Origin of the sequence: Streptomyces sp. WM4235 (assembly GCF_001279725.1) — a bacterium.
GTDB lineage: Bacteria > Actinomycetota > Actinomycetes > Streptomycetales > Streptomycetaceae > Streptomyces.
In genome coordinates, this window is sequence record NZ_LGDE01000404.1 from 34,591 (window position 1) to 56,483 (window position 21,893).

The following is a 21,893-nucleotide window of genomic DNA, read 5'->3' on the forward strand; positions in this document are numbered from 1 at the left end:
TGAATCCTGTAATTTTTCACTTGACTGGACCCGCCCGACTGGCGCGCCGGGCGGTCAGGGGGGCGGGATGATCCTCGCCTCGGACCGCACCCGCCATGTTCCGGATCGGGCGCTACTCTGACGCTTCACCCGCACGGACGCGGCACCGTGCGCCCCCCAGCCCGCCGGCCTGGGGAAACGGGTGCCGTGACGGCGAAGCGAAAGGCGGTACGAACGATGAGCGAGCACACCCCGGAAGGCGCCGGCCCGCAGGGCGTTCCCGACGAGGACGTCATCGAACTGGCCACCAAGATCTTCGACCTCGCCCGTCAGGGTGACGCCGAGACGCTGGCCGCGTACCTCGACGCCGGGGTCCCGGCGAACCTCACCAACGACCGCGGCGACACCCTCGTCATGCTCGCCGCCTACCACGGCCACGCCGAGGCCGTCACGGCCCTGCTCACCCGCGGCGCCGAGGCCGATCGCGCCAACGACCGGGGCCAGACCCCGCTCGCCGGCGCCGTCTTCAAGGGCGAGGAGGCCGTCATCCGCGCGCTGCTCGCCGGCGGAGCCGACCCCGAGGCCGGAACCCCCTCCGCCGTGGACACGGCGCGCATGTTCGCCAAGGCCGATCTGCTGGAACTGTTCGGAGCCAAGTAGTCCGGTTTTGGCCGTGACCTGGCAAGGTCTGACCGGCCCCGGACCTCACGGGTTGGTCACGGCGGCCGTAAATGTGGTCGCGGTGCACAAACCGACTGGGTCATCATGGCGTCGGATTCGATTCGCGAACTTGACGGACGGGCAGGAGCGGGCTGGACACAAGAGGTGTCCATACCCTCCCTGCCGAACCGGCCGCCACGGTCGCGAAGCACCGACGAGAGTGAGAAGGCAATGGTCTACATCGAGCGGAACATGACGGCGAACGTCCTCACATGCTGTTACGCGGCCCTGTGAATCCCGATTCCCGGTTGCGTCCCCAGCTTGATTTGAGGCCATTCCCATGTTCGAACCAGTCATAGCGCCAAGCGGCACCCTGCTCGGGCTCCTCCAGAGGGGCCGCGGCGACGGCACGCTGCACGCACTCGCGGCGCCCCGGGCGGAGGCCCTGGAGGCCCTCGACCAGTGCGTGATCAGCGATCCGCGCCAGGACTGGCAGGTCGAGAACCGCTCGCTCTACTACGCCCGGCTCTACCTCGATCTCGACGGTCCCCTCGGCGCCATCGAGAGCCACCTCTTCAGCGCCGACGACCTCCTCGACGAGGAGGACCACCGCACGGGGCTCGCCCTGTCCGTCCTCGGCCACCTCGCCTCGTACGGCCGTGACGACGCGCTCATGCTGCTGCGCCGCTACGCCGCCTCCGGCGCGAACTGGGCCTGGGCCCTCGACGAGCTCGCCCTGCGCGACGACGACGAGGGACTGCGCTCCCTCGCCGGGCCCGTCGTCGCCCGCTTCCCCGTCACCGCCGAGGGTGAGGCGCGGCTGGCCGCCGCCATCCGCGACGCCTACGAACCCCGGCCCTGGTGCCTGTGGGAGGAGTCCGCCCCCCACGGGGAGCGACTGCGCGCCGCCCGCCGACAGGGCTCCTTCGACCGTTGGCAGCGCCAGCTCACCCCCAAGGGACCCCAGCCCGGCTGGGGAGTCCAGGCCGTCTTCGACTGGGCCGCCGACGGACTGAGCCGCGGCACCCCGCTGCACGTCCCCGCGGCCCGCTGCCTGGCCGCCGTGGCCGCTCCCGAGGACCGCTCCGCGATCCTCGCCGCCGCGGCCGGCGCCTCGGGCGAGGCCGCCCGGGCCACCGCCCTGCACCACCTGGTCCTCGCCGAACCGGAGAACCCGGCCGTCCTGGACCTCATCGAAGCCGCCGGGGACGAGCCCGCCGTGGCCGCCTACGAACGCATGTGCGGCCCCGGAGCCGTGGAACGGGCCCGCCGCTGGGTCCACCGCCCCGACGCCCTCGGAGCGGCCGCCGCGACCCTTCTCGCGGCCCGCGGCGGAGCCGAGGACGCCGGGCTCGTCCTGGGCGCCCTGCGCTCCACGGTGCGCGGCTCGGGACCGGACACCCGGCACCTGTTCGCCCTCGTCGACGGGGCCGGCCGCCTCGCCATCGGCTGCGCGGCGCCCGTACTGCGCCACGTCTACCGGGAAACCGCCTCTTCCCACCTGCGCGGCCGGGTCGCCCGGGCCCTGGCCCAGACCGATCCGTCGTTCGCGGCCGGCTTCGCGGTGGAATGCCTGTGGGACTGCGAGGAGACCACCCGCGAGGTGGCCGCCCACCACGCCGAGACGGCCGACGCCCGCGTCGCCCCCCGGCTGCGCCGCCTGGCGGCGGACCCGGCGGAGGAGGAGGACGTGCAGTCGGCGGTGCGCAGTCGCATCGCACCGGAGTCGACGGTGTAGGCCGTCCCCTCCGGACCCCGGCGGACCCTTTTTCCGGACCCTGCCGGGCCATGGCGGGCGGCTCGCCAAGCCGCCCGCACCCCGGGGACACCCCGGGCGCCTCACAGACCCCGCACGAAACGGACCGTCACCCCCGGCCGGGCCTGCGCCGCCGCGTCCAGGGCGGGGCCCGCGGGAACCACGCCCACCACGGGATAGCCGCCCGTGACCGGGTGATCGGCCAGGAAGACGACGGGGAGCCCGTCCGGCGGGACCTGGACCGCGCCCAGGACCATCCCCTCGCTCGGCAGCTCCCCGACCCGGCGCCGGACCAGCGCGGGACCCCCCTCCGTGCGCAGCCCGATCCGGTTGGACATCGCCGAGACCCGGTACGGGGCCCGGAGCAGCCGGGCCACCGACTCCGCCTCGAACCAGTCGGCCCTCGGCCCCGGCCCCAGCGGCAGCACCAGCTCCGTCGGCGGCCCCGGCACCCCCAGGGCGTCGACCCCGCGCACCGGGTCCCGGCCCGGCGGCCCCACCGGCAGCAGTACGCCCGCCGACAGCACCGGCGGCCCCAGGCCCGACAGCAGGTCCGTGGCCCGGCTCCCCAGCACCGGGGGCACGGCGAACCCGCCCCGCACCGCGACGTAGCCGCGCAGCCCCGACTCCGCCGCCCCCACCTCCAGCTCCGCCCCCTCCCGCAGCGCGACCGGCGCCCCCCAGGCCACCGGGCGGCCCGAGACCCGTACCGCGCAGGGCGCCCCCGTGACCGCCACCGTGACCGGGCCCGACGCCCGCAGCGCGACCCCGTCGAGGGTGGTCTCCAGCGTCGCCGCGCCCGGGGCGTTGCCCAGCAGCCGGTTGGCCAGGGTGTGCGCCCCGACGTCCAGCGCACCCGAACGGGGGACGCCCAGGTGTGCGTACCCCGGCCGGCCGAGGTCCTGGACGGTGGTCAGCGCACCCGCCCGCACCACCAGCAGCCCGCTCACGACCCCGCCTCCTCGAACCGCACCCGCACCCCCGGCGCGAACAGCGCCGCCGGCTCCCGCCCCGGGTCCCACAACACGGCCCCGGTGGTTCCGATCAACTGCCAGCCGCCGGGGGAGGAGCGCGGGTAGACCCCCGTGTAGGCGCCCGCCAGGGCCAGCGAGCCCGCCGGCACGGCCGTACGCGGCGTGGCCCGTCGGGGCAGGTGGAGGCGCTCGGGGAGCCCGGTCAGGTACCCGAAACCGGGCGCGAACCCGCAGAACGCCACGCGGAACTCGACCGACCCCACGATCCCCGGCACCTCCCCGGGCCCCACCCCCCACAGCCGCGCGACCTCCGCCAGGTCCGGCCCGTCGTAGCGGACCGCGACGCTGATCAGCGGCCCCTCGCTCCTGGCGAGCGGCGGCACCTCCCACCCGGCGATCCGGGCCGCCAGCGCGGCGGGCTCCACCACCCCGTCCAGCAGCACGGTCCGCGCGGCCGGCACGATCTCCCGTACGCCGCCCAGTTCCGCGCGCCGCCGCAGCAGTTCGGCGTGGAGCGCGGCCACCTCCTGCGCCGAGTCCGCCTCCAGCAGCAGGGCCCGGTCGCCCACCGCGAGCGCCCTCACGCGAAGGCCTCCACCCGTACCCCGGCCGCGCCCAGGGCCCGACGCACCCGCAGGGCGAGGTCCGCCGCCCCCGGGGTGTCCCCGTGCAGGCACAGCGAACGCGCCGGCACGGCCACCGGGGAGCCGTCGATCGCGGTCGCGGACCGCTCGGCGGCCATCCGCACGGCGCGGGCGACCACCGCGTCCGGGTCGTGCACCACCGCCCCCGGCTCCCCGCGCGGCACCAGCGTCCCCTCCGCCGTGTACGCCCGGTCCGCGAACGCCTCCGGCACGGCCGTCAACCCCGCTTCCTCGGCGGCGGACAGGAGCAGCGACCCGGGCAGCCCCAGGACCGGCAGCCCGCCCGTACCGGCGGCCATCCGCACGCCCGCGACGACCGCCCCGGCCTGCCCCGCGTCGCGCACGGTGCGGTTGTACAGGGCGCCGTGCGGCTTCACGTACGACACCCGGGAACCGGCCGCCCGCGCGAACACCTCCAGCGCCCCGATCTGGTACGCCACCTCGTCCGCCAGTTCGCCCGCCGGCACGTCCATCGCCCGCCGGCCGAAACCGGCGAGGTCCCGGTAGGAGACCTGCGCCCCGATCCGCACCCCCCGCTCGGCGGCCAGCTCGCACACGCGACGCATGATGGACGGATCCCCGGCGTGGAAACCACAGGCCACGTTGGCGCTCGTGACGACGGACAACAGCGCCTCGTCGTCGGTCAGCGTCCAGCGACCGAATCCCTCGCCGAGGTCGGCGTTGAGGTCGATCACGGGCGGGTGCGCGGGCGTGGCCATCGGTGTGATCATGGAAGCCATGCGGTGAGCGTAGAACAGCGCCCGCTCCGAGCGACCGGGGACGATCCGGCCGAACCATGCCGTTTGGGATGTTGTCCGTGTCAGCGCCTAGTCTTTCCGTCGTGACTCTCCCTGCCCCGGCGAAGACCCTTCCGTCCCCGGCGCCGGGCCCGGCCGCCGACGAGGGCCTGGCCCGGCGGCTGCGCGCCCTCGCCTGCACCGCCCCGCTCCACGACCTCGACGTGCGCAAGGCCAATCTGGCCGGCGAGTACGGGGTCTACGCGATGGCCGAGGTCGCCCTGTCCGCGATCGACCTGGTCACGCTCAACATGGACTTCGACACCGGCGCGGACCACGAGCAGATAGTGGCCAGGCTGCTGCCGCGCGTCGCGGCACAGGCGCCCGCCCGGCCGGTCGCCGAACACGAGCGGGTGGCCCGCTGGGTCCTGGAGAACCTGATCAACGTAGGCAGCGTCGACCGGGGCTTCCGCGCGATGTACGGCACCTTCGGCCCGGACGGCGTGTACGTCCGCCGCGACTACGACTTCAAGCTGATCGAAGAGGTCCCCGGCCACGGCGGGGTCGTCTACCTGCGCACCACCGACGAGGCCGTCAACGTCCTCGTCGGAGCCCTCGACACCGACGTCACGAGCGCCCAGATCGCCGCCGAGGTCAAGCTGGAGGTGCTGATCAGCCGGGGCCGCCTCGCGGACGCCCAACTGGCCGCCGAACAGGCGCGCTACCGGACCGTCCAGTACGCCGAGACGCTGCGCCGCACCCTGGACGCCACGCGCCGCAACGTACGCGCCGTGGACTGGCTGGAGGCCGTCCCCGACATGATCGCCGAAGCGCTGGACCACGTCGCCGACCGCTACCGGCACGAGAACGCGATCCTGACCAACATCCGCAAGGCACGGGACGAGGCCGAGGACCCCGACAACAAGCGGCGCGCCGCCGAACTCGTCGACATCGTCAAGGACTGCATCCGCCGCCACACCCAGCTCCAGTCCCGGCTGCTCGACGCCGGTCCGCTCTTCCGCGCCGAACAGGACCGCCAGGCCTTCGCCGCCCCCGCGCCGCGCACCGGCATCGACCTGTACGGACAACTCGTCTCCCCGGTCCTGCCGCTGCCGCTGGAGCAGGCGACACGGGTCACCGACGCCTTCTTCGCGGCGGGCACGGGACTGCGCACCCCCGTCTCGGTCCGGATGGCGGACCTGGTCGAGATCCTGCTGACCCCGCCCCAGGAACGCGAACACCTCGGCGTGGAGATGCCCGAACCGGACCTCATCGCCACCCCCGACGACAGCCGGTTCAGCGACGAGCAGCTCGCCGCCGCCATGAAGCTGCTGGACCTGCCGCACGACGCCCCGCGCCGGCTCTCCGGCCTGCTCGCCGAGGCCCGTCGCGAGGACCCCGACCTGCCGTACCTGGTGGCACTGCTGGCTGTCCACGCGGCGAGCCCCGCCGTGGGCACGGCCTACCGCCAGGGCGAGGAACGACTCCTGTTCGCCGTGGACGACGGCGCCGAGCTCGACGACCCGGAGTTCGGCGGCGCCGACCTGATCGTCGGCACCGCGCTCCTCGACTCCGCGGCGATGACCGCGGACCGCACGGAGGCGGCGTGAGCACCGCCCGCGTCACCGCTGTCGGCGCGACCACCGCCCGCGTCACCCATGTCGGCGCGACCACCACCGGCGCGACCACCGCCCCGGCGCCGACCGAACGCCGCGCGGACACCCCGACGCGCTCGTCGCCCGGACTCCCGCGGCCCCGGCGGCGCCCCGCCGCCCGCCCCGCCGCCGACCCGGCCCGCGCCCCCCGAGACCACCACCCGTACCGCATTGCCGAGGAGCCGCACCCGTGAGCGAGACCCACGCCGAGCACCCCGCGTGGAGCGAGCCCGACGCGGCATCGGCTCCGACCGGGACCACCCACCCCGTGACCCCGGCGGACGCCGCCGACGCGGCGCGCCTCGTCGCGTTCGGACTCCAGCCCAAGCTGCTGCCCGCCCGCGACGCCGAGTACGCCGAACTGCTGCGCCGCTACCGCGAGGAACCCGCCTTCGGCCGCCTCGCCGACGCCGTCGCCACCGGCCTCGGCCTGATCGTGCTGGAGGTCTCGCCCCGCGCCGGCATGGCCGTGGCCGCCGGCGAGGATTCCGTCTTCGCCGTCCGGATGGGTGACTACGCCCGCCGCACCACCGCCGACGGCGGCGACCGCTTCCTGCACGGCCTCGCCCACCTGGCCGTCGCCGCCCTCGCCTTCCCGCGCCCCGAGGACCTCGCCGACGACGGCTACATCGGCCGGATCACCGTCAACGGCGTCGACGCCTTCGTCCGGCAGACCTGCCGCCGCCTCGAAGAGCGCGCCGACGAACTCGGCGAGAACACCGACCCCGCCTCCGACGCCCCCGGCCTGGAGGCCGGCTGGCGGGTCTACGCCCGCCGCTCCGCCACCGGCGCCACCAAGGACGCCCGACGGCTCGCCGGCTCCACCACGGGCATCGTCGGCAAGGCCGCCGCCTTCCTCACCGAATCCGGCTTCCTCCAGCGCACCGGCGACGACGCCGGAGGCACCTACCGCACCACCCCCCGCTACCAGCTCCAGGTCCGCGACATGGCGGGCAGCGCGGCCATGGCCGAACTGCTGGAACTCGGCGTGGTCCCCGTCAGCGACGGCTCCGCCACCCTGTTGCCGCCGCCCGAGGGCGACGACCTGGAGCTCGCCGCCGACGCCGGGCTCCCCTTCCACGCCTGAGCGAGCCCCGCGCCACCTGTCCTCCGTACGACCCACGAGAGACCACGAGAGTCCGCCGCCATGTACGAGCTGTCCCGGATCCGCCTCTACTCCATCGGGCCCGCCGGCGCGCGCTACGCCGACACCGTGCTCGACCTGCGCGGAGTCGGCGAACCGGTGCCCCACCCGGCGCCCGCCCAGGCGGAGTTCTTCGAGGACGAGCCCACCGGCCCGCCCCGGCGCCCGGCGCCCGCGGGCGTGCTCTTCCTGGAGAACGGCGGCGGCAAGTCCGTCCTCCTCAAACTGATCTTCTCGGTGATGCTGCCCGGCCACCGCAACACCCTCGGCGGCGCCAGCTCGGGCGTCCTGCGCAAGTTCCTGCTCGCCGACGACTGCGGCCACGTCGCCCTGGAATGGCAGCACACCCAGACCGGCGAGTGCGTGGTCGTCGGCAAGGTCAGCGAATGGCGGGGCCGGCAGGTCTCCAACGACCCCCGCAAGTTCGCCGAGGCCTGGTACTCCTTCCGCCCCGGACCGGGACTCGGCCTCGACAACCTCCCCGTCGCCGAGGCCACCGCCGTCCGACCGCCCGTCGAGGGCGCGTCCGGCGCACAGGGCCGCCGCCGCACGATGAAGGGCTTCCGCGACGCCCTCACCGACGCCGGCAAGGCGTACCCGCACCTGGAGGTGTACTGGGAGGAGATCCACGACCGCTGGAACGAACACCTCACCGAGGTCGGCCTCGACCCCGAACTGTTCCGCTACCAGCGCGAGATGAACGCCGACGAGGGCGAGGCCGCCGGCCTCTTCGCCGTCAAGAAGGACTCCGACTTCACCGACCTGCTGCTGCGCGCCGTCACCGACACCCGCGACACCGACGGACTGGCCGACCTCGTCCACGGCTTCGGCAACAAACTCGGCCGCCGCGCCGAACTCATGGCCGAACGCGACTTCACCGCCGGCTCGGTCGACCTCCTGCACCGCATCGTCGAAGCCGCCGAGACCCGCTCCCGGCTGCGCGACGTCCACGCCGGCGCCGAACGCCGCACACGCACCCTCGCCCGGCGGCTGTCCGCCCGCGCCGTCGAGGAACGGGGCCGCGCCGCCGACCTCGCCCAGCGGGTCACCGAAGCCGCCCACCAGGTCACCGGAGCCGAGACCGCCCGCGGCCGTAGCGCCGCCGTGTCAGCCGAACTCGCCTACCGGCACGCCTCGCTGGCCCTCACCGTCGCCGACAAGGCCGCCGCCGCCCAGCGCCGCGAACTCCTCGAAGCCCGCACCCTGCACTCCGCCTGGCAGGCCGCCGAGATCGTGCTGCGCCACCGGGCCGCCGCCGACCGCTCCGCCCGCGTCGCCGCCGCGATCCTCGAAGCCGAACGGGACGCCGCCCCGGCGCTGGCCGCACGCGCCACCGCCGCCGCCGAACTCGTACGGGCCCTGCACACCGCCGCCGAACACGGCGAGACCCTCGCCAACGAGGAGGAGGAACGGTCCGCGGAACTCCAGGCCCTCGGCGAGACCGCCCACCGCGACGCCACCTCCGCCGCCACCGCCGCCCAGCGCGCCCGCAGCGAGGCCGAACACCTCCGGGCCCGCCTCGCGGAGGTCCAACAGGAGACCGCCGAGGCCGTCGAGGCCGGATGGCTCGACGACTCCGAACCCGACGCCGACCCCGCCCGCGCCGCGCTCGCCGCCAGCGACGCCGAGAAGACCGCCGTCGCCGCCTGGGAGGAGTCCCGCGAGGCCGCCCGCGCCGCCGCCGAGACCGCCCGCGAGGCCGCCACCGCGGAATCCCGCGCCGAACTCACCGCCGCCCGCGCCGCGGACGCCGCGGACGCCGCCGAGTCCGCGCACGAGGCGGAGGCCCGCGCCGCCGCCTCGCTCGCCGAAGCCCCGCGCCTGGCCGCCCTCCTGGGCCTCCCGGGCGCCCCCGACGCCACCGTCCCGCACCCGCGCGGCGACGACGGCACCCCGAACGACACGCCCACCACCCCCGAACAGGGCCCCGCCTCCGACGGTTCGACCGCGCTTCACGGCGGCCTCACCGTCGAAGACCTCGACCGGGGCGCCGACGACCTCCGCACCCTGCTCACCGACGGGGTGGCCGCCGCCGAACGGCAACTCTTCGAGCTGCGCACCGCCGCCGCCGACGACGCCCGCATCCTCGGCGCCCTCGGCGACGGCGGACTCCTGCCGCCCGGACCCGACGTCCTCGCCACCGTCGAGTACCTCGGCGAACACGGCATCCCCGCCCTCCCCGGCTGGCGCTACCTCGCCCAGTCCGTGGACCCCGCCGACCACACCGCCGTCCTCGCCGCCCGCCCCGAACTCGTCGACGGCGTCGTCATCACCGACCCCGACACCCACGCCCGGGCCCGCGAGGTCCTGTCCGGCGCCGCCCTGCTGCCCCGCTCCACCGTCGCGGTCGGCACCGCCGCCGCCCTGCTCGCGCCCCTGCCCCCGACCGACGCCGACAGCGACGTCTCCGGCATCTTCATCGTGTCGCCGAACCCGGCCATGCACGACGAGCAGGCCGCCGACGCGGAGCGCCAGGCCCTGCGCACCCGCGCCACCGCCCGCGACACCGAGATCCGGGACCTGGCCGCCCGCCTCTCCGGCGACCGCGAACTCGCCGCCCGACTCGCCTCCTGGCGCACCGGCTGCCCGCCCGGCCGCCTCGCCGAACTCGCCCGGCACGCCGAGGCCGCCCGCGCCTTCGCCGAGGAGGCCGACGCCGAACTCGCCGAGACCCGCACCGTACGCGCCGAGGCGGACGAGGCCGCCGCCGACGCCGCCCGCGTCCGCGAGGAACGCCAGGACACCGCCCAGCGCGCCCGCCGCGTCGCCGACGCCCTCGCCGGCCTCGCCCACCGCCTGCGCGAGCGCGCCGGCTGGCAGGCGAGGCTGCGCGAACTCGCCGACGACGCGGCCGAGTCCGAGGCCCGCGCCGAGGTCTGCCTGGACCGGGCCCGCGCCGCCGACGAGGACCGCCGCGCCGCCCAACGCGCCGCCGACGACGCCCGCCGCACCTCCCGCGCGCTGCGGGCCGAACGCTCCGAGATCGCCGGCGCCCCCGAGCCGCTCCCGGCGGACGACGGCTCCGCCAAGGCCCCCCTGCCCGACCTGCGCGAGGCCTACCGGGCCGCCTCACAGCTCTACGAGAAGGTCGGGGTCGGCGCCGACCTGCGCGCCGAACAGGCCCGCGCCGAGAGCGCCGAAAGCGCCGCCCTCGCCGAACTCGACCGCCTCACCAACAAGGTCCGCACCCGCGCCGCCCAACTCCTCGAAGGCACCGACGGATCCGACGGCCCGTCCCGGCAGGCCGCCGCCGCCCGCGCCGAATCCCTCGTACAGATGCTGGAGACCCGCGCCTCGACCGCGAGCGAACAGCTCGGCCGACTGCGCGGCGAGGCCGAACGGCACGCACCCGCCGAGGGCGAGGCGCACACCGAACTCCCCGAGGACCTCGTCCCCGAGAACGTGGAACAGGCCCAGGGCCTGCTGCGCGCCGCCACCGCCCGGCTCGCCGCCCACACCGCCGCCGTCGAGAGCGCCCGGGCCGCCCACGCCGACCTGCTGCGCGCCCACCGCACCGCCGAGGACGGCGCCGGCGGCTTCGACGAGACCGCGGCCCTGCTCCGGGACCTGCTGCGCGACCACACCCACCAGGACGACGAACAGGAGCCGGTGCCCCACCCGGGGACCCTGGAGGAGGCCCGCCAGTCGGCCACCGAGGCACGCCGTTCCCTGCGCGGCTGCGCCGCCGACCTCTCCGCGGCGGAATCCGCCGTGCGCGAGGCGAGCGACATCCTCGTCCGGCACGCCAACGCCAACCGCTACGAGCAGGTGCGCACCCCCGCCCGCCAGCAGATCCGCGAACTCCCCGCCTCCGCCCTGCCCGAACACGCCGCCGCCTGGGCCACCGCCTTCGCGCCCCGACTGCGCGTGCTCACCGACGAGTTGGAACAGCTGGAACGCAACCGGGGCAGCATCGTCGACCGACTGCGCGGCCTGGTGGAGTCCGCCCTCGCCACCCTGCGCTCCGCCCAACGGCTCTCCCAACTGCCCGAGGGCCTGGGGGAGTGGTCGGGTCAGGAGTTCCTGCGTATCCGTTTCGAGGAGCCCGACCAGGCCACGCTCACCGAGCGGCTGGGAGAGGTCATCGACGAGGCCACCCGCGCGGCCGTGAAGAAGAACAGCGCGGCCTCCTTCGGAGAGGGCCGGCGCGACGGCATGTCACTGCTGCTGCGCGGCGTGCAGGCCGCACTGGAGCCCAAGGGCATCGCGGTCGAGATCCTCAAGCCGGACGCCGTCCTGCGCGCCGAGCGCGTCCCGGTCGGCCAGATGGGCGACGTGTTCTCCGGCGGGCAGCTGCTCACCGCCGCCATCGCCCTCTACTGCACGATGGCGGCGCTGCGCAGCAACGACCGGGGCCGCGACAAGCACCGCCACGCGGGCACGCTGTTCCTCGACAACCCGATCGGCCGCGCGAACGCCACCTACCTGCTGGAGCTCCAGCGGGCCGTCTCGGACGCGCTCGGCGTCCAGCTCCTCTACACCACGGGCCTGTTCGACACCACGGCGCTCGCGGAGTTCCCGCTGGTCATCCGGCTGCGCAACGACGCGGACCTGCGCGCGGGCCTGAAGTACATCAGCGTCGAGGAACACCTGCGTCCGGGCCTGCCCCAGCAGTCGCCCGACGAGGAGACGATCCACGGCGAGATCACGGCCACCCGCATGTACCGCCGCTCCGCGGTGGGCGCCTGACCGCACCCGCTCCGGCCGCACGGCCGCCTCGTACCCCGTCACCCCGCTCCGGGCCGGACTACCCCCGGCCGGGGGCGGGGTGTCGTATGCGGGCGGGCCGGGACACCGGCGGTCCCGCACCGGCGTGCCCCCGCCCCCGCCCCCGCTCCCGGCGCCCGGCGCGGGCGGCGCTGCCGGGCGCCGAGACGACCCCGTACCGCTGGTTCCACGTCTGCCGGGTGATCAGTACGTCCAGTACGCCCCACGTGGCCACGACCGTGCCCGCTATCGCGACGAGCGCCATCGGCAGCACCAGCCAGGACCCGGTCAACGCGAGGAAGAAGGTGATCGTGGACTGGGTCAGGGTGACCGCGACGATCAGCACCGCCCGCACCGCGGACGTCCGCACCGGGTCGGGCAACCGGTACCGCCTGGCGGGCTCCTCGATCCACAGCCCGTGCCCGGACCCCTCCGTCACCGCGCCGTCCTCTTCGTACATCCTCATGTTCCGCTCACTCCCCACAACGTGGTCCGCCATGCGTCCCCGACGATGACGATCCGAACGTCTCCACCAAAGTGTCCCCAAAACGTCCCTCGAACAGACAGACGTCCGGGACGGCCCGGAGATTCCCGCATCGCGGACTTCTCCCGAGTGCCCGAACGGCACGGAACGGAGAGTTCCAGCCATCCGCTCCCTTGCGGGAACCGATGGCCCACCAGGTGTCATGTGCCACATATCGGGCTGGACTTGACCGGATCTATCGGACAACTCGCGATCTTCACCGGAGGTGTCGGCCGAAAACGTCCGGACAGGCCTTCGAAGGCGCCCGGTGGCAGTAGTAGGCTCACGCCGTTTAAATGACGGAACACCTACCCCCGGCAACGGGGTTGAGCTGGGGGAGGCTGGGGAGGCCATGCGCTTTCGCGGGAAGTCCATCCGCCGGAAGATCGTGGCGTTGCTCCTTGTGCCGCTCGTCTCCCTGACCGCCCTCTGGGGCTTCTCGACGGTCATCACCGGTCGGCAGGCCGTCCAACTCCTCGACGTCGCGTACGTCATCGAGAAGGTCGGATACCCCATCGAGGACGTCGTCCGGGTCATCCAGAAGGAACGGCGCCAGACCCTCGTCCTCATCGGCGACCCGCGGGCCTCGGCCGCCACCGCCGAGCTGACCAGGAGCCGCGCCGCCACCGACGCCGCCGTCCGGACCATCACCGAGAACGCGAAGGACCCGGAGGTGATGGACGAGCTCGCCCCCGAGACCGCCCAACGCCTGCGTTCCATCCTCGAAGCCTTCCGCGGCATCGAGGCGCTGCGCCGGTCCGTCGACCGCAACAGCCTCGACACGAACCAGGCCCTGGAGCTCTACAGCCGCCTCGTCGACCCCTGCCACGAGTTCCTCATGAATCTCCACGCCCTGGAGAACGTGGAGATGGACAAGCAGGGCCGCGCGCTCGTCGGCATCACCCGGGCCCGCGAGACGCTCTCCCGCGAGGACGCCGTCGTCGCCGCGGCCCTGGCCGCCAAGGTCGTCAGCCCCGTCGACGTCCGCGGCGTCTCGGACCTCGCCGCCAACCGCGCCCTGCTCTACGAGTTCAACCTCGCCATCCTCCCGGCCGAGGACCGCACCCTCTTCGAGCACTACTGGAGCGGTCCCGAGACCAAGGCCCTGCGCGACGCCGAGGAACGGTTCATCACCGACGGCGCCCGCCGCAACCCGCGCGCGTTCACCGCCGCCCAGTGGGACGAGGCCGCCGGCAAGGTCCTGGACGGCCTCGCCACGATGGGCACCGAGGCCGGAGACCGCTACCAGCGGCGGGTCGAACCCGCCGCCATGAACGTCCTCGTCCAGGCCGCCGTCGCCGGCATCCTCGGCTTCATCGCCCTGCTCGTCTCCCTCGTCCTGTCCGTACGCATCGGCCGCGACCTGATCCGCGACCTGTCCCGGCTCCGCAAGGACGCCCACGAGGCCTCCGGCGTCCGCCTCCCCGGCGTCATGCGCCGGCTCGCCGCCGGCGAACACGTCGACGTGGAGACGGAAGCCCCCCGGCTGGAGTTCGAGAAGGACGAGGTCGGCCAGGTCGCCCTCGCCCTCAACAGCCTCCAGCGCGCCGCCGTGGAGGCGGCCGTCAAACAGGCGGAACTGCGCCGGGGCGTCTCCGAGGTCTTCGTCAACCTCGCCCGCCGCAACCAGGTCCTCCTGCACCGCCAACTGACCCTGCTCGACACCATGGAACGGCGCACCGAGGACACCGAGGAACTCGCGGACCTCTTCCGCCTGGACCACATGACCACCCGCATGCGCCGCCACGCGGAGGGACTGGTGATCCTCTCCGGCGCCGCCCCCTCCCGCCAATGGCGCAAGCCGGTCCAGCTGATGGACGTCGTGCGCGCCGCCGTCGCGGAGGTCGAGGACTACGAGCGCATCGAGGTGCGGCGCCTGCCGCGCATCGGCATCGAGGGCCCCGCCGTCGCCGACGTCACCCACCTCGTCGCGGAACTCCTGGAGAACGCCACCGTCTTCTCGCCGCCGCACACCGCGGTCCAGGTGCACGGCGAACGCGTCGCCAACGGCTTCACCCTGGAGATCCACGACCGCGGCCTCGGCATGAACCCGGAAGCGCTCCTCGACGCCAACCTCCGGCTCGCCGAGACCCCCGAGTTCGAACTGTCCGACACTGACCGGCTGGGCCTGTTCGTGGTCAGCCGGCTCGCCCGCCGCCACGGCATCCGGGTCGTCCTCCAGCACAGCCCGTACGGAGGGACCACCGCGGTGGTCTTCCTCCCGGTGGAACTGCTCACCGAGGCCCCCGACACCAACGGCACCGGCATCCGCCTCGACGGACTCAAGCCCGCCGCCGCCGCGAAGCTCGGCAAGGGCGCGGGCCGGCCGGGATCCACCGCCATCGAGGGCGCGCCCGCCGGTCGGCCGCTGCCCCCCGCCGTCCTGAACGGCCCGGTCGAGCTGGAGAGTCCCCTCGGCCTCCTGGGACTGGACGGCATCGACGAACCCGCCGCCCCCGACGAGGTCACCGCCGGGATCACCGGCCTGACCGGAGTCGGCGGCCGGCCGCCGATGGCCACCCTCGACGACGAGACCCCGCCCGGAGGCATCTCGCGCAGCGCCCTGCTGGGCCTGCGCCCCGCCGGCCGTCCGAGCACCGACCGGCTCCCGGAGCGCGGCGCGGCCTGGAAGGGCGACCGGATCGGCGACCGCGGCACGGAACGCCGGTGGGACCTCAACCGCGAGCTCGACGGCGACCGTGAGCCGCCGGCCCCGACCGGCCCCGTTCGGCCCTCGCGTCCGCGCCCGGACACCGTGTCCGCGGCCCGCCCGGACGCCCCGCGCGGCTCGGGCACGGTACCCCTGCCCCGCCGTCGTCCCGCCCCGACCCTGGTGGCGGAGCACGGCCGCCGGGTGGAACCGCGCCCGGTGCCCCCGTTCTCGCCGGGCGGCAAGGCCGGCCGGCTCCAACCCGAGACGACCCCCCGACCCGAGAGCTCACGACCCGAGGCGCCCGGATCCCCCCAGGCCGCCGGGGCCGCCCGGGTCCCCAGGCCGGCCCAGGCCCCCGCCGGCCTGCCCCGCCGGGTGCGCCAGGCCAACCTGGCGCCCCAGCTCAAGAACTCCCCGGCCGCCGCCCCGGCCGAAGCCGCCGCCGAACCGGTCGAGGACCGGGACGCGGAGGACGTACGCACCCGCATGTCCGCCCTCCAGCGCGGCTGGACCGCGGGACGCAATCAGCACGCATCGCAGCAGTCCGCGGCCGCGGCGGGCACGCCCGCCGCCGCGGATCCCGGATACGAGAACGAAGGGGACGGTCGATGACCGCACCGCAGACCGGCAACGACACCAGGGGCCGCGGCTCCGGCCCGCTGAACTGGCTCCTCGACGAGCTGGTCGACAAGGTCGGCAGCATCCGCAAGGCGGTGGTCCTCTCCGGTGACGGCCTGCCCACCGGCAGCTCCAAGGACCTGACGCGCGAGGACAGCGAGCACCTGGCCGCCGTGGCGTCCGGCTTCCACAGCCTGGCCAAGGGCGTGGGCCGGCACTTCGACTCCGGCCGGGTCCGCCAGACCGTGGTCGAGCTCGACGAGGCCTTCCTGTTCGTCATGGCCGCCGGCGACGGCAGTTGCCTGGCCGTGCTCGCCGACGCCGAGTCGGACGTCGGCCAGGTCGCCTACGAGATGACCCTGATGGTCAAGCGAGTGGGCGACCACCTGGCGACCACCCCGCGCACCGGGCTGCCAGCCGGAGGGTGAGTAGGACGGCATGAGCGATTCAGGTCAGGACCACCCCGCCGACACCCCCGGCAGCGGCCCCGAGACGGTGCCCGAGCCCACGCACTGGTTCGACGCCGACGCGGGCCCGGTCGTCCGCCCGTACGCGATGACCCGCGGCCGGACCAGCCACTCGGGTCAGCACCGCCTCGACCTGATCGCCCTCGTGGTCGCCGAATCGGCGGCCGACGACCCGGTCTGGGACGTGACCCTGTCCCCGGAACACGCCCACATCCTCGGGCTCTGCCGGGGTCGCCCCCAGTCGGTGGCGGAACTCGCCGCCGATCTGGACCTGGCGATCGGGGTCGTCCGCGTCCTGATCGGCGATCTCGTGGACGACGAACTGGTCCATGTGACCCGGCCGGTGCCCCCGGCCGAACTGCCCGACGAATCCATTCTGCGTGAGGTGATCAATGGCCTTCGGGCGCTCTAGCCGCACCGGCGCGATGCATGCCGTGTCGCCGGTCGAGCCGCTGACCTTGAAGATCCTGGTCGCGGGTGGCTTCGGGGTGGGCAAGACCACCCTGGTCGGTGCGGTGAGTGAGATCAGACCGCTGCGGACGGAGGAACAACTCTCCGAACCCGGCGTCGGCATCGACGACATCGGAGGAGTGGAGGGGAAGACCACCACCACCGTGGCCATGGACTTCGGCCGCATCACCCTCCGCGAGGACCTGGTGCTCTACCTGTTCGGCACGCCCGGACAGGACCGCTTCTGGTTCCTCTGGGACGAGTTGGCCCAGGGGTCCCTCGGCGCGGTCGTCCTCGCCGACACCCGCCGGCTCGCCGACTGCTTCGCCGCGGTCGACTACTTCGAGCGGCGCGGCATCCCCTTCGTGGTCGCGGTCAACTGTTTCGACGGCGCCGACCGGCACCCGGTGGTGACCGTCCGGGAGGCCCTCGACCTCGACGCCGGGGTACCGGTGCTGCTGTGCGACGCCCGCGACCGCGAGTCCGTCAAGGACGTGCTGGTGGGGGTCGTGGAGCACGCGATGTCACTGGCCCGGGCCCGCCGCCGGATGACGACCGCCGGCGCCTGAACGAGCGTCCCGCGAGGGACGCCGCCGACCGGATCCCCACCACCGGGGCCCTCCCCGCGCATGGAGGCGGCCCGTACCCCCGCCGACTGGGGTACGGGCCGCAGCTCTCATGGGGGGTCACGGGATCCCGGTCGCGGCGCGGGACCGTGCAGCGAGTGTGAACCCGCCACCAGGGGTCGTCAAGCCCCCGGACCGCGCTCGTCGTCGTGCGCGGGTCACCGTACGACGACGACGGCCGATCCGTGCCCGAACAGCCCCTGGTTCGCGGTGATCCCGGCCCGCGCGCCCGGTACCTGCCGCTCCCCGGCCGTACCCCGCAACTGCCAGGTCAGCTCGCACACCTGGGCTATCGCCTGCGCCGGCACCGCCTCCCCGAAGGAGGCCAGCCCGCCGCTGGTGTTGACCGGCATCCGACCCCCGAGCGCGGTCGCCCCCTCCCGGACGAGCTTGGCGCCCTCGCCCTCACCGCAGAGGCCGATGTCCTCGTACCACTCCAACTCCAGGGCCGTGGACAGGTCGTACACCTCCGCGAGCGACAGGTCGTCCGGTCCCAGCCCCGCCTCCTCGTACGCGGCGCGGGCGATGGACGCCCGGAAGGACCCGGCCGCCGGCCGTACGGCGGTCATCGAATCGGTGGCGATGTCCGGCAGGTCGAGGACGGTACGGGGGTAGGTGGGCGTCACCGTCGACACCGCACGGATCCGTACCGGGTCCGCGAACCCGCGCGAGCGGGCGTAGTCCATGCTGCTCAGCACCAGCGCGGCGCCCCCGTCGGAGGTGGCGCAGATGTCCAGCAGCCGCAGCGGGTCGGCGACGACCGCGGAAGCCGCCACCTCCTCGGCGGTCACGGTCTTGCGGTAGCGGGCGTGCGGGTTGAGCGCGCCGGCGACGGAGTTCTTCACCTTGACCCGCGCGAAGTCCTCACCGGTGTCCCCGTACAGGGCCATCCGCCGACGGGCGTACAGCGCGAAGTACGCCGGGTTGGTCGCGCCCAGCACCCGGAAGCGCAACCAGTCCGGATCGTCCGGCCGGTTCCCGCCCGCAGGGGCGAAGAACCCCTTGGGGGCGGCGTCCGCGCCCACCACCAGCACCACGTCGGCCAGCCCGGCCAGGATCTGGGCCCGGGCCGCCCCGATGGCCTGGGCACCGGAGGCGCAGGCCGCGTACACGCTGGTCACGCGCGCGCCCTGCCAGCCGAGCGCCTGCGCGAAGGTCGCCCCGGCCACGTAGCCGGGATAGCCCGAGCGCACGGTGTCGGCCCCGACGATCGACTGCACGTCGGTCCAGTCGAGCCGTGCGTCGGCCAGCGCCGAGCGGGCGGCGATCCGCCCGTACTCGACGAACCCCCGACCCCACTTGCCCCACGGATGCATCCCGGCACCGAGGACGGCCACGTCGGCGCTCACGCGCGCACCTCCACCGGCCGGAACCGCCATGTGGTCCAGACGGTCTCGGCGTCCTCGTTCAGCACCCCGCCGACCACCTCGACCTCCATCCCGACGGCAAGGTCGGCGACGGTCACCCCGGGCGCCGCCTGCCCGAGCACGACCATGCCCTCGGCCTCCAGCTCCACCGCGACCAGGGTGTACGGCTCCCAGGGTTCGGCGGGGTCGGACACATAGGGCGCGGGGGGCCGGTACCGCCCGTCCGTGAAGGACCAGACCCGCCCGCGCGGGGACAACGGCACTTCCGCGAGCCGCCCGTCACCCGGGCAGTGCGGGTTGCGGCAGCAGGCGTCCTCGCGCGGGAAGAACACGGCGGCGCAGGCGGAACACCGGGTGCCGAGCAGCCGGAAATCGCCGCCCGCCTCCGTGCCCGTGAACCATCCGCTCACGACGGGTGTGCGTGTGCGTTCCAAGACCCCTCCCCGAATCGACTCCTGACGGATCGTCAGAAAGTCTCGCACGGGGCTCGCTCCCGGTCACCGGTTCTCGGCGAGCCACTTCCGGGCGATCTCGTCCAACTCCGCGTCCCGCCCGGCCAGCATCATCCGGATCATCCGCGCGTCCCCGCGCAGCGACCACCCCGGATGCCCGAAGGTGGCCGGGTTGTTCCCCTCGATGAGGAAGTGCGCCGGCCAGGCCGTCCCGTAACCGATCAGCGGCAGGGCGGCGAGGTAGCGCCCGCGACCGCGCGCCACCCCGTACACGGACAGCGCGAGCCCGCCGAGCGTCCCCGTGAGGTGCACCCAGCGGGTCGCGGCCTTGGAGTGCATGGCGACGTAGTAGGGCCAGAATTCCTCGTACGAACCGAAAGTCATGCGGGCACCGTACTCAGGGCCGCACCGCCGCGACAGAGACCGGGAAGTCGAAGTACCGGTCGGGGAAGACCTCGGGCCGGTACGTGAAGTGCCACCACTCCTGCGGAAGGTTCACGAAGCCCTGCCCGGCCAGCGCCCGCCCCAGCGCCTCCCGGTTGCCCCGCGCCGCCCCGACCACCCGAGGGTCGTCGGTGTGGGAGAGCGGATCGAAGAAGTCGAACGCCGTCCCCATGTCCACCGGCTCCCCGCCCGGCACCCGCTCCAGCGTCACGTCCACCGTGCTCCCGCGACTGTGCCCCGACCGCGGGGCCACATAGCCCTCCGGGATCAGCCGGGACTTGTCCACCCGCGGATGGAACTCCTCCTTCGTCGACTGGTCCCCCTCGTCCGCGGCCCACCGCACGAACCGGTCCACGGCCCGCTGCGGCCGGTAGCAGTCGTACACGAGCAGCGACAGTCCCTCGCGCAAGAGCCGGGCCTGAGCCCGCCGCAAGGCATCGGCGGCCGGGCGCGCGAGCAGACAGACGGGCTCCTCGTACCCCTCGACGGGCCGGCCCGTGAAGTTCCGCGCCGACGCGTACCGCACGTCCTGACCGATCGTCGGATCCACGTCCACCAGCGCCACGAACCCCGGCGGCGCGACCTCCTCCGCCACCAACCCCGGCGGCGGGGCCCCCGCCAGACCCGTCACCAGCGCACCCGACAACGCCACGACCACCATCGTCCTCATACGCCTTGGCATACCATCACCGGATGCCGGAACAGCCGAGGAACGCCCACTGCTCCACCTGCGGAGCACCGTTCGACACCACCGCCTGGCCCCGTAGGTGCGCCACGTGCGGCGCCACGACCTACCGCAACCCGCTCCCGGTGGCCATCACCCTCCTCCCCGTCGAGGACGCGGACGGAACCGGCCTCGTCGTCATCACCCGCACCATCGAACCGGCCCTGGGCGGCGTCGCCCTCCCCGGCGGCTTCATCGACTTCGGCGAGGACTGGCGGGAAGCGGTGGTCCGCGAACTGCGCGAGGAGACCGGCATCGAGGCCACCGCCTCCGACGTCACCCTGGCCGACGCCAAGAGCTCACCGGCGGGCCACCTGCTCCTCTTCGGCCTGCTGCCCCGCCGCCCCGCCGCCGCCCTCCCGAAGTCCGTCGCCACCGACGAGACCACCGGCTGGCACCTCCTGCGCGAACCGACCGACCTGGCCTTCCCCCTGCACACCGAAGCGGTGGCCGCCTGGTTCGCGGGCTCCTACGCCTGACGCCCCCGGCGAGGGCCCTCAGAGCCCCCGCACCACGACCCCCTCCACCACCTCCCCGGCCTCGTCCTCCACCACCACCGACTCCCCGACCCACCGCACGGAGTACCGCTCCACCACCCCCGGCTCGAACCCCGGCCCCGGATCCCGGATCACCACCCCCCCGCCCGTGCGCCCCCGCGCCGGAGCCCACACCTCCCACACCACCGACCCGTCCCCGCCCCGGACCGGCACCACCGAACCCGCCCGCGCCAACACCGGCATCCGGCCCGGCGGAGCGTCCAACAGCACCTGTCCGGGCCCCTCGTACACCACCTCCGTCACCGTGTCGTACCAGCGCCCGCGCGGCAGCCGCACCGCCCGCCGGTCCGCCCCGCACTCCAACACCGGCGCCACCAACAGCGCGTCCCCCAGCAGGAACGCGTCCTCGCAGTCCCGCAACACCCGGTCCTCCGGCGCCCCCCACCACAACGGCCGCACATACGGGGCCCCGGTCCGCCGCGCCAGATGGGCCAGCGACACCAGGTAGGGCCGCAGCCGCTCCCGTTCCGCCAACACCCCCCGCGCGTGCTCCGCCACCTCCGGCCCGAACTCCCACGGCTCCCGCCGCCCCGCCCAGATCGCCGAGTGGGTCCGGAACAACGGCAGGTACGCACCCAACTGCAACCACCGCAGGTACAACTCCGGTGAGGGCGAGCCCCCGAACCCGCCCACGTCCGGCCCCGAGTACGGCACCCCGCACAAACCGAGCCCCAACACCAACGCCAGCGAAGCCCGCAGCCCCTCCCACCCGCTCTCCACGTCCCCCGACCAGGTACCCCCGTACCGCTGCATCCC

20 protein-coding genes are annotated in these 21,893 nt (G+C 74.5%); 11 read left to right on the forward strand and 9 right to left on the reverse strand.

The window, feature by feature from the left end; all coding sequences use genetic code 11:
• Positions 1-216 precede the first annotated feature (216 nt).
• Together ADK55_RS23785 and ADK55_RS23790 are read left to right on the forward strand one after the other, a co-directional pair.
• Positions 217-639, forward strand: a complete 423-nt coding sequence (locus ADK55_RS23785; RefSeq protein WP_053681837.1) for an ankyrin repeat domain-containing protein — start codon at positions 217-219, stop codon at positions 637-639.
• 340 nt (positions 640-979) lie between these two features.
• Positions 980-2,377 (forward strand): hypothetical protein, encoded by a 1,398-nt coding sequence (locus tag ADK55_RS23790; RefSeq protein ID WP_053681818.1) that lies wholly within the window; start codon positions 980-982, stop codon positions 2,375-2,377.
• A 101-nt stretch (positions 2,378-2,478) separates the two neighbouring features.
• Here ADK55_RS23790 and ADK55_RS23795 read toward each other — a convergent pair whose 3' ends face one another.
• The 3 genes from ADK55_RS23795 to ADK55_RS23805 are packed head-to-tail and all read right to left on the reverse strand — an operon-like array spanning position 2,479 to position 4,708.
• On the reverse strand, positions 2,479-3,345 hold the full coding sequence (locus ADK55_RS23795; protein WP_053681819.1) for a biotin-dependent carboxyltransferase family protein: 867 nt from the start codon (positions 3,343-3,345) through the stop codon (positions 2,479-2,481).
• Complete coding sequence (locus tag ADK55_RS23800) at positions 3,342-3,953, reverse strand: 5-oxoprolinase subunit B family protein (RefSeq protein WP_053681820.1); 612 nt, start codon at positions 3,951-3,953, stop codon at positions 3,342-3,344. Before ADK55_RS23800 ends, ADK55_RS23795 begins: the two co-directional genes overlap by 4 nt.
• A complete protein-coding gene (locus ADK55_RS23805; protein WP_053681838.1) occupies positions 3,950-4,708 on the reverse strand; it encodes a LamB/YcsF family protein in 759 nt (252 codons plus the stop codon). The genes ADK55_RS23800 and ADK55_RS23805 overlap by 4 nt, the downstream gene beginning before the upstream one ends.
• Before the next feature lie 101 nt (positions 4,709-4,809).
• Here ADK55_RS23805 and ADK55_RS23810 point away from each other — a divergent pair, with 101 nt between their 5' ends.
• From ADK55_RS23810 to ADK55_RS23825, 4 genes are read left to right on the forward strand one after another with little or no spacing between them, the layout of a single operon-like run.
• Complete coding sequence (locus tag ADK55_RS23810) at positions 4,810-6,360, forward strand: hypothetical protein (protein WP_420713683.1); 1,551 nt, start codon at positions 4,810-4,812, stop codon at positions 6,358-6,360.
• Complete coding sequence (locus ADK55_RS23815) at positions 6,357-6,599, forward strand: hypothetical protein (protein WP_053681822.1); 243 nt, start codon at positions 6,357-6,359, stop codon at positions 6,597-6,599. The genes ADK55_RS23810 and ADK55_RS23815 overlap by 4 nt, the downstream gene beginning before the upstream one ends.
• On the forward strand, positions 6,596-7,492 hold the full coding sequence (locus ADK55_RS23820; RefSeq protein ID WP_053681823.1) for a hypothetical protein: 897 nt from the start codon (positions 6,596-6,598) through the stop codon (positions 7,490-7,492). Before ADK55_RS23815 ends, ADK55_RS23820 begins: the two co-directional genes overlap by 4 nt.
• Before the next feature lie 60 nt (positions 7,493-7,552).
• Entirely contained in the window at positions 7,553-12,238 is a 4,686-nt protein-coding gene (locus ADK55_RS23825; protein WP_053681824.1) for a hypothetical protein, read from the forward strand.
• 58 nt (positions 12,239-12,296) lie between these two features.
• On the opposite strand, the gene ADK55_RS23830 is transcribed toward ADK55_RS23825, so the two are convergent.
• Positions 12,297-12,722, reverse strand: a complete 426-nt coding sequence (locus ADK55_RS23830; protein WP_199826613.1) for a hypothetical protein — start codon at positions 12,720-12,722, stop codon at positions 12,297-12,299.
• A gap of 409 nt (positions 12,723-13,131) precedes the next feature.
• Here ADK55_RS23830 and ADK55_RS23835 point away from each other — a divergent pair, with 409 nt between their 5' ends.
• Genes ADK55_RS23835 through ADK55_RS23850 form a run of 4 tightly spaced genes read left to right on the forward strand, consistent with a single transcriptional unit; the run spans position 13,132 to position 17,536 of the window.
• Positions 13,132-16,044, forward strand: a complete 2,913-nt coding sequence (locus ADK55_RS23835; protein ID WP_053681825.1) for a nitrate- and nitrite sensing domain-containing protein — start codon at positions 13,132-13,134, stop codon at positions 16,042-16,044.
• Positions 16,041-16,478 carry a roadblock/LC7 domain-containing protein gene (locus ADK55_RS23840; RefSeq protein WP_053681826.1) on the forward strand — a complete coding sequence of 146 codons (438 nt, stop codon included), beginning with the start codon at positions 16,041-16,043 and terminating at the stop codon, positions 16,476-16,478. Before ADK55_RS23835 ends, ADK55_RS23840 begins: the two co-directional genes overlap by 4 nt.
• 10 nt (positions 16,479-16,488) lie before the next feature.
• The gene (locus ADK55_RS23845; protein ID WP_078999323.1) at positions 16,489-16,929 is read left to right on the forward strand and encodes a DUF742 domain-containing protein; all 441 of its coding nucleotides are present in this window, start codon (positions 16,489-16,491) and stop codon (positions 16,927-16,929) included.
• Complete coding sequence (locus ADK55_RS23850; protein ID WP_053681827.1) at positions 16,910-17,536, forward strand: GTP-binding protein; 627 nt, start codon at positions 16,910-16,912, stop codon at positions 17,534-17,536. The genes ADK55_RS23845 and ADK55_RS23850 overlap by 20 nt, the downstream gene beginning before the upstream one ends.
• Before the next feature lie 215 nt (positions 17,537-17,751).
• Here ADK55_RS23850 and ADK55_RS23855 read toward each other — a convergent pair whose 3' ends face one another.
• From ADK55_RS23855 to ADK55_RS23870, 4 genes are all read right to left on the reverse strand, one after another.
• Positions 17,752-18,942, reverse strand: coding sequence for a lipid-transfer protein (locus ADK55_RS23855; protein WP_053681828.1), 1,191 nt, complete (start codon positions 18,940-18,942; stop codon positions 17,752-17,754).
• Entirely contained in the window at positions 18,939-19,394 is a 456-nt protein-coding gene (locus ADK55_RS23860; protein WP_053681829.1) for a Zn-ribbon domain-containing OB-fold protein, read from the reverse strand. Before ADK55_RS23860 ends, ADK55_RS23855 begins: the two co-directional genes overlap by 4 nt.
• A 63-nt stretch (positions 19,395-19,457) precedes the next feature.
• Positions 19,458-19,796, reverse strand: a complete 339-nt coding sequence (locus tag ADK55_RS23865) for a DUF962 domain-containing protein (RefSeq protein WP_053681830.1) — start codon at positions 19,794-19,796, stop codon at positions 19,458-19,460.
• 13 nt (positions 19,797-19,809) lie between these two features.
• Positions 19,810-20,526 carry a M15 family metallopeptidase gene (locus ADK55_RS23870; RefSeq protein ID WP_234350215.1) on the reverse strand — a complete coding sequence of 239 codons (717 nt, stop codon included), beginning with the start codon at positions 20,524-20,526 and terminating at the stop codon, positions 19,810-19,812.
• Positions 20,527-20,549: 23 nt separating this feature from the next.
• Between ADK55_RS23870 and ADK55_RS23875 the strand changes: the two genes are divergently transcribed.
• On the forward strand, positions 20,550-21,059 hold the full coding sequence (locus ADK55_RS23875) for an NUDIX domain-containing protein (protein ID WP_053681832.1): 510 nt from the start codon (positions 20,550-20,552) through the stop codon (positions 21,057-21,059).
• An 18-nt stretch (positions 21,060-21,077) separates the two neighbouring features.
• Here ADK55_RS23875 and ADK55_RS23880 read toward each other — a convergent pair.
• Positions 21,078-21,893 (reverse strand): glycoside hydrolase family 31 protein (locus tag ADK55_RS23880; protein ID WP_234350216.1); only part of this gene is annotated, 816 nt, incomplete at its 5' end.

What these genes read in the sequence shown, in the direction of transcription:
- ADK55_RS23785 (WP_053681837.1), top strand. Translation starts at nt 217, where the DNA reads ATGAGCGAGCACACCCCGGAAGGCGCCGGCCCGCAGGGCGTTCCCGAC.
- ADK55_RS23825 (WP_053681824.1), top strand. Translation starts at nt 7,553, where the DNA reads ATGTACGAGCTGTCCCGGATCCGCCTCTACTCCATCGGGCCCGCCGGC.
- ADK55_RS23790 (WP_053681818.1), top strand. Translation starts at nt 980, where the DNA reads ATGTTCGAACCAGTCATAGCGCCAAGCGGCACCCTGCTCGGGCTCCTC.
- ADK55_RS23840 (WP_053681826.1), top strand. Translation starts at nt 16,041, where the DNA reads ATGACCGCACCGCAGACCGGCAACGACACCAGGGGCCGCGGCTCCGGC.
- ADK55_RS23845 (WP_078999323.1), top strand. Translation starts at nt 16,489, where the DNA reads ATGAGCGATTCAGGTCAGGACCACCCCGCCGACACCCCCGGCAGCGGC.
- ADK55_RS23870 (WP_234350215.1), bottom strand. Translation starts at nt 20,526, where the DNA reads ATGAGGACGATGGTGGTCGTGGCGTTGTCGGGTGCGCTGGTGACGGGT.
- ADK55_RS23810 (WP_420713683.1), top strand. Translation starts at nt 4,810, where the DNA reads ATGCCGTTTGGGATGTTGTCCGTGTCAGCGCCTAGTCTTTCCGTCGTG.
- ADK55_RS23865 (WP_053681830.1), bottom strand. Translation starts at nt 19,796, where the DNA reads ATGACTTTCGGTTCGTACGAGGAATTCTGGCCCTACTACGTCGCCATG.
- ADK55_RS23875 (WP_053681832.1), top strand. Translation starts at nt 20,550, where the DNA reads ATGCCGGAACAGCCGAGGAACGCCCACTGCTCCACCTGCGGAGCACCG.
- ADK55_RS23830 (WP_199826613.1), bottom strand. Translation starts at nt 12,722, where the DNA reads ATGAGGATGTACGAAGAGGACGGCGCGGTGACGGAGGGGTCCGGGCAC.
- ADK55_RS23850 (WP_053681827.1), top strand. Translation starts at nt 16,910, where the DNA reads ATGGCCTTCGGGCGCTCTAGCCGCACCGGCGCGATGCATGCCGTGTCG.
- ADK55_RS23835 (WP_053681825.1), top strand. Translation starts at nt 13,132, where the DNA reads ATGCGCTTTCGCGGGAAGTCCATCCGCCGGAAGATCGTGGCGTTGCTC.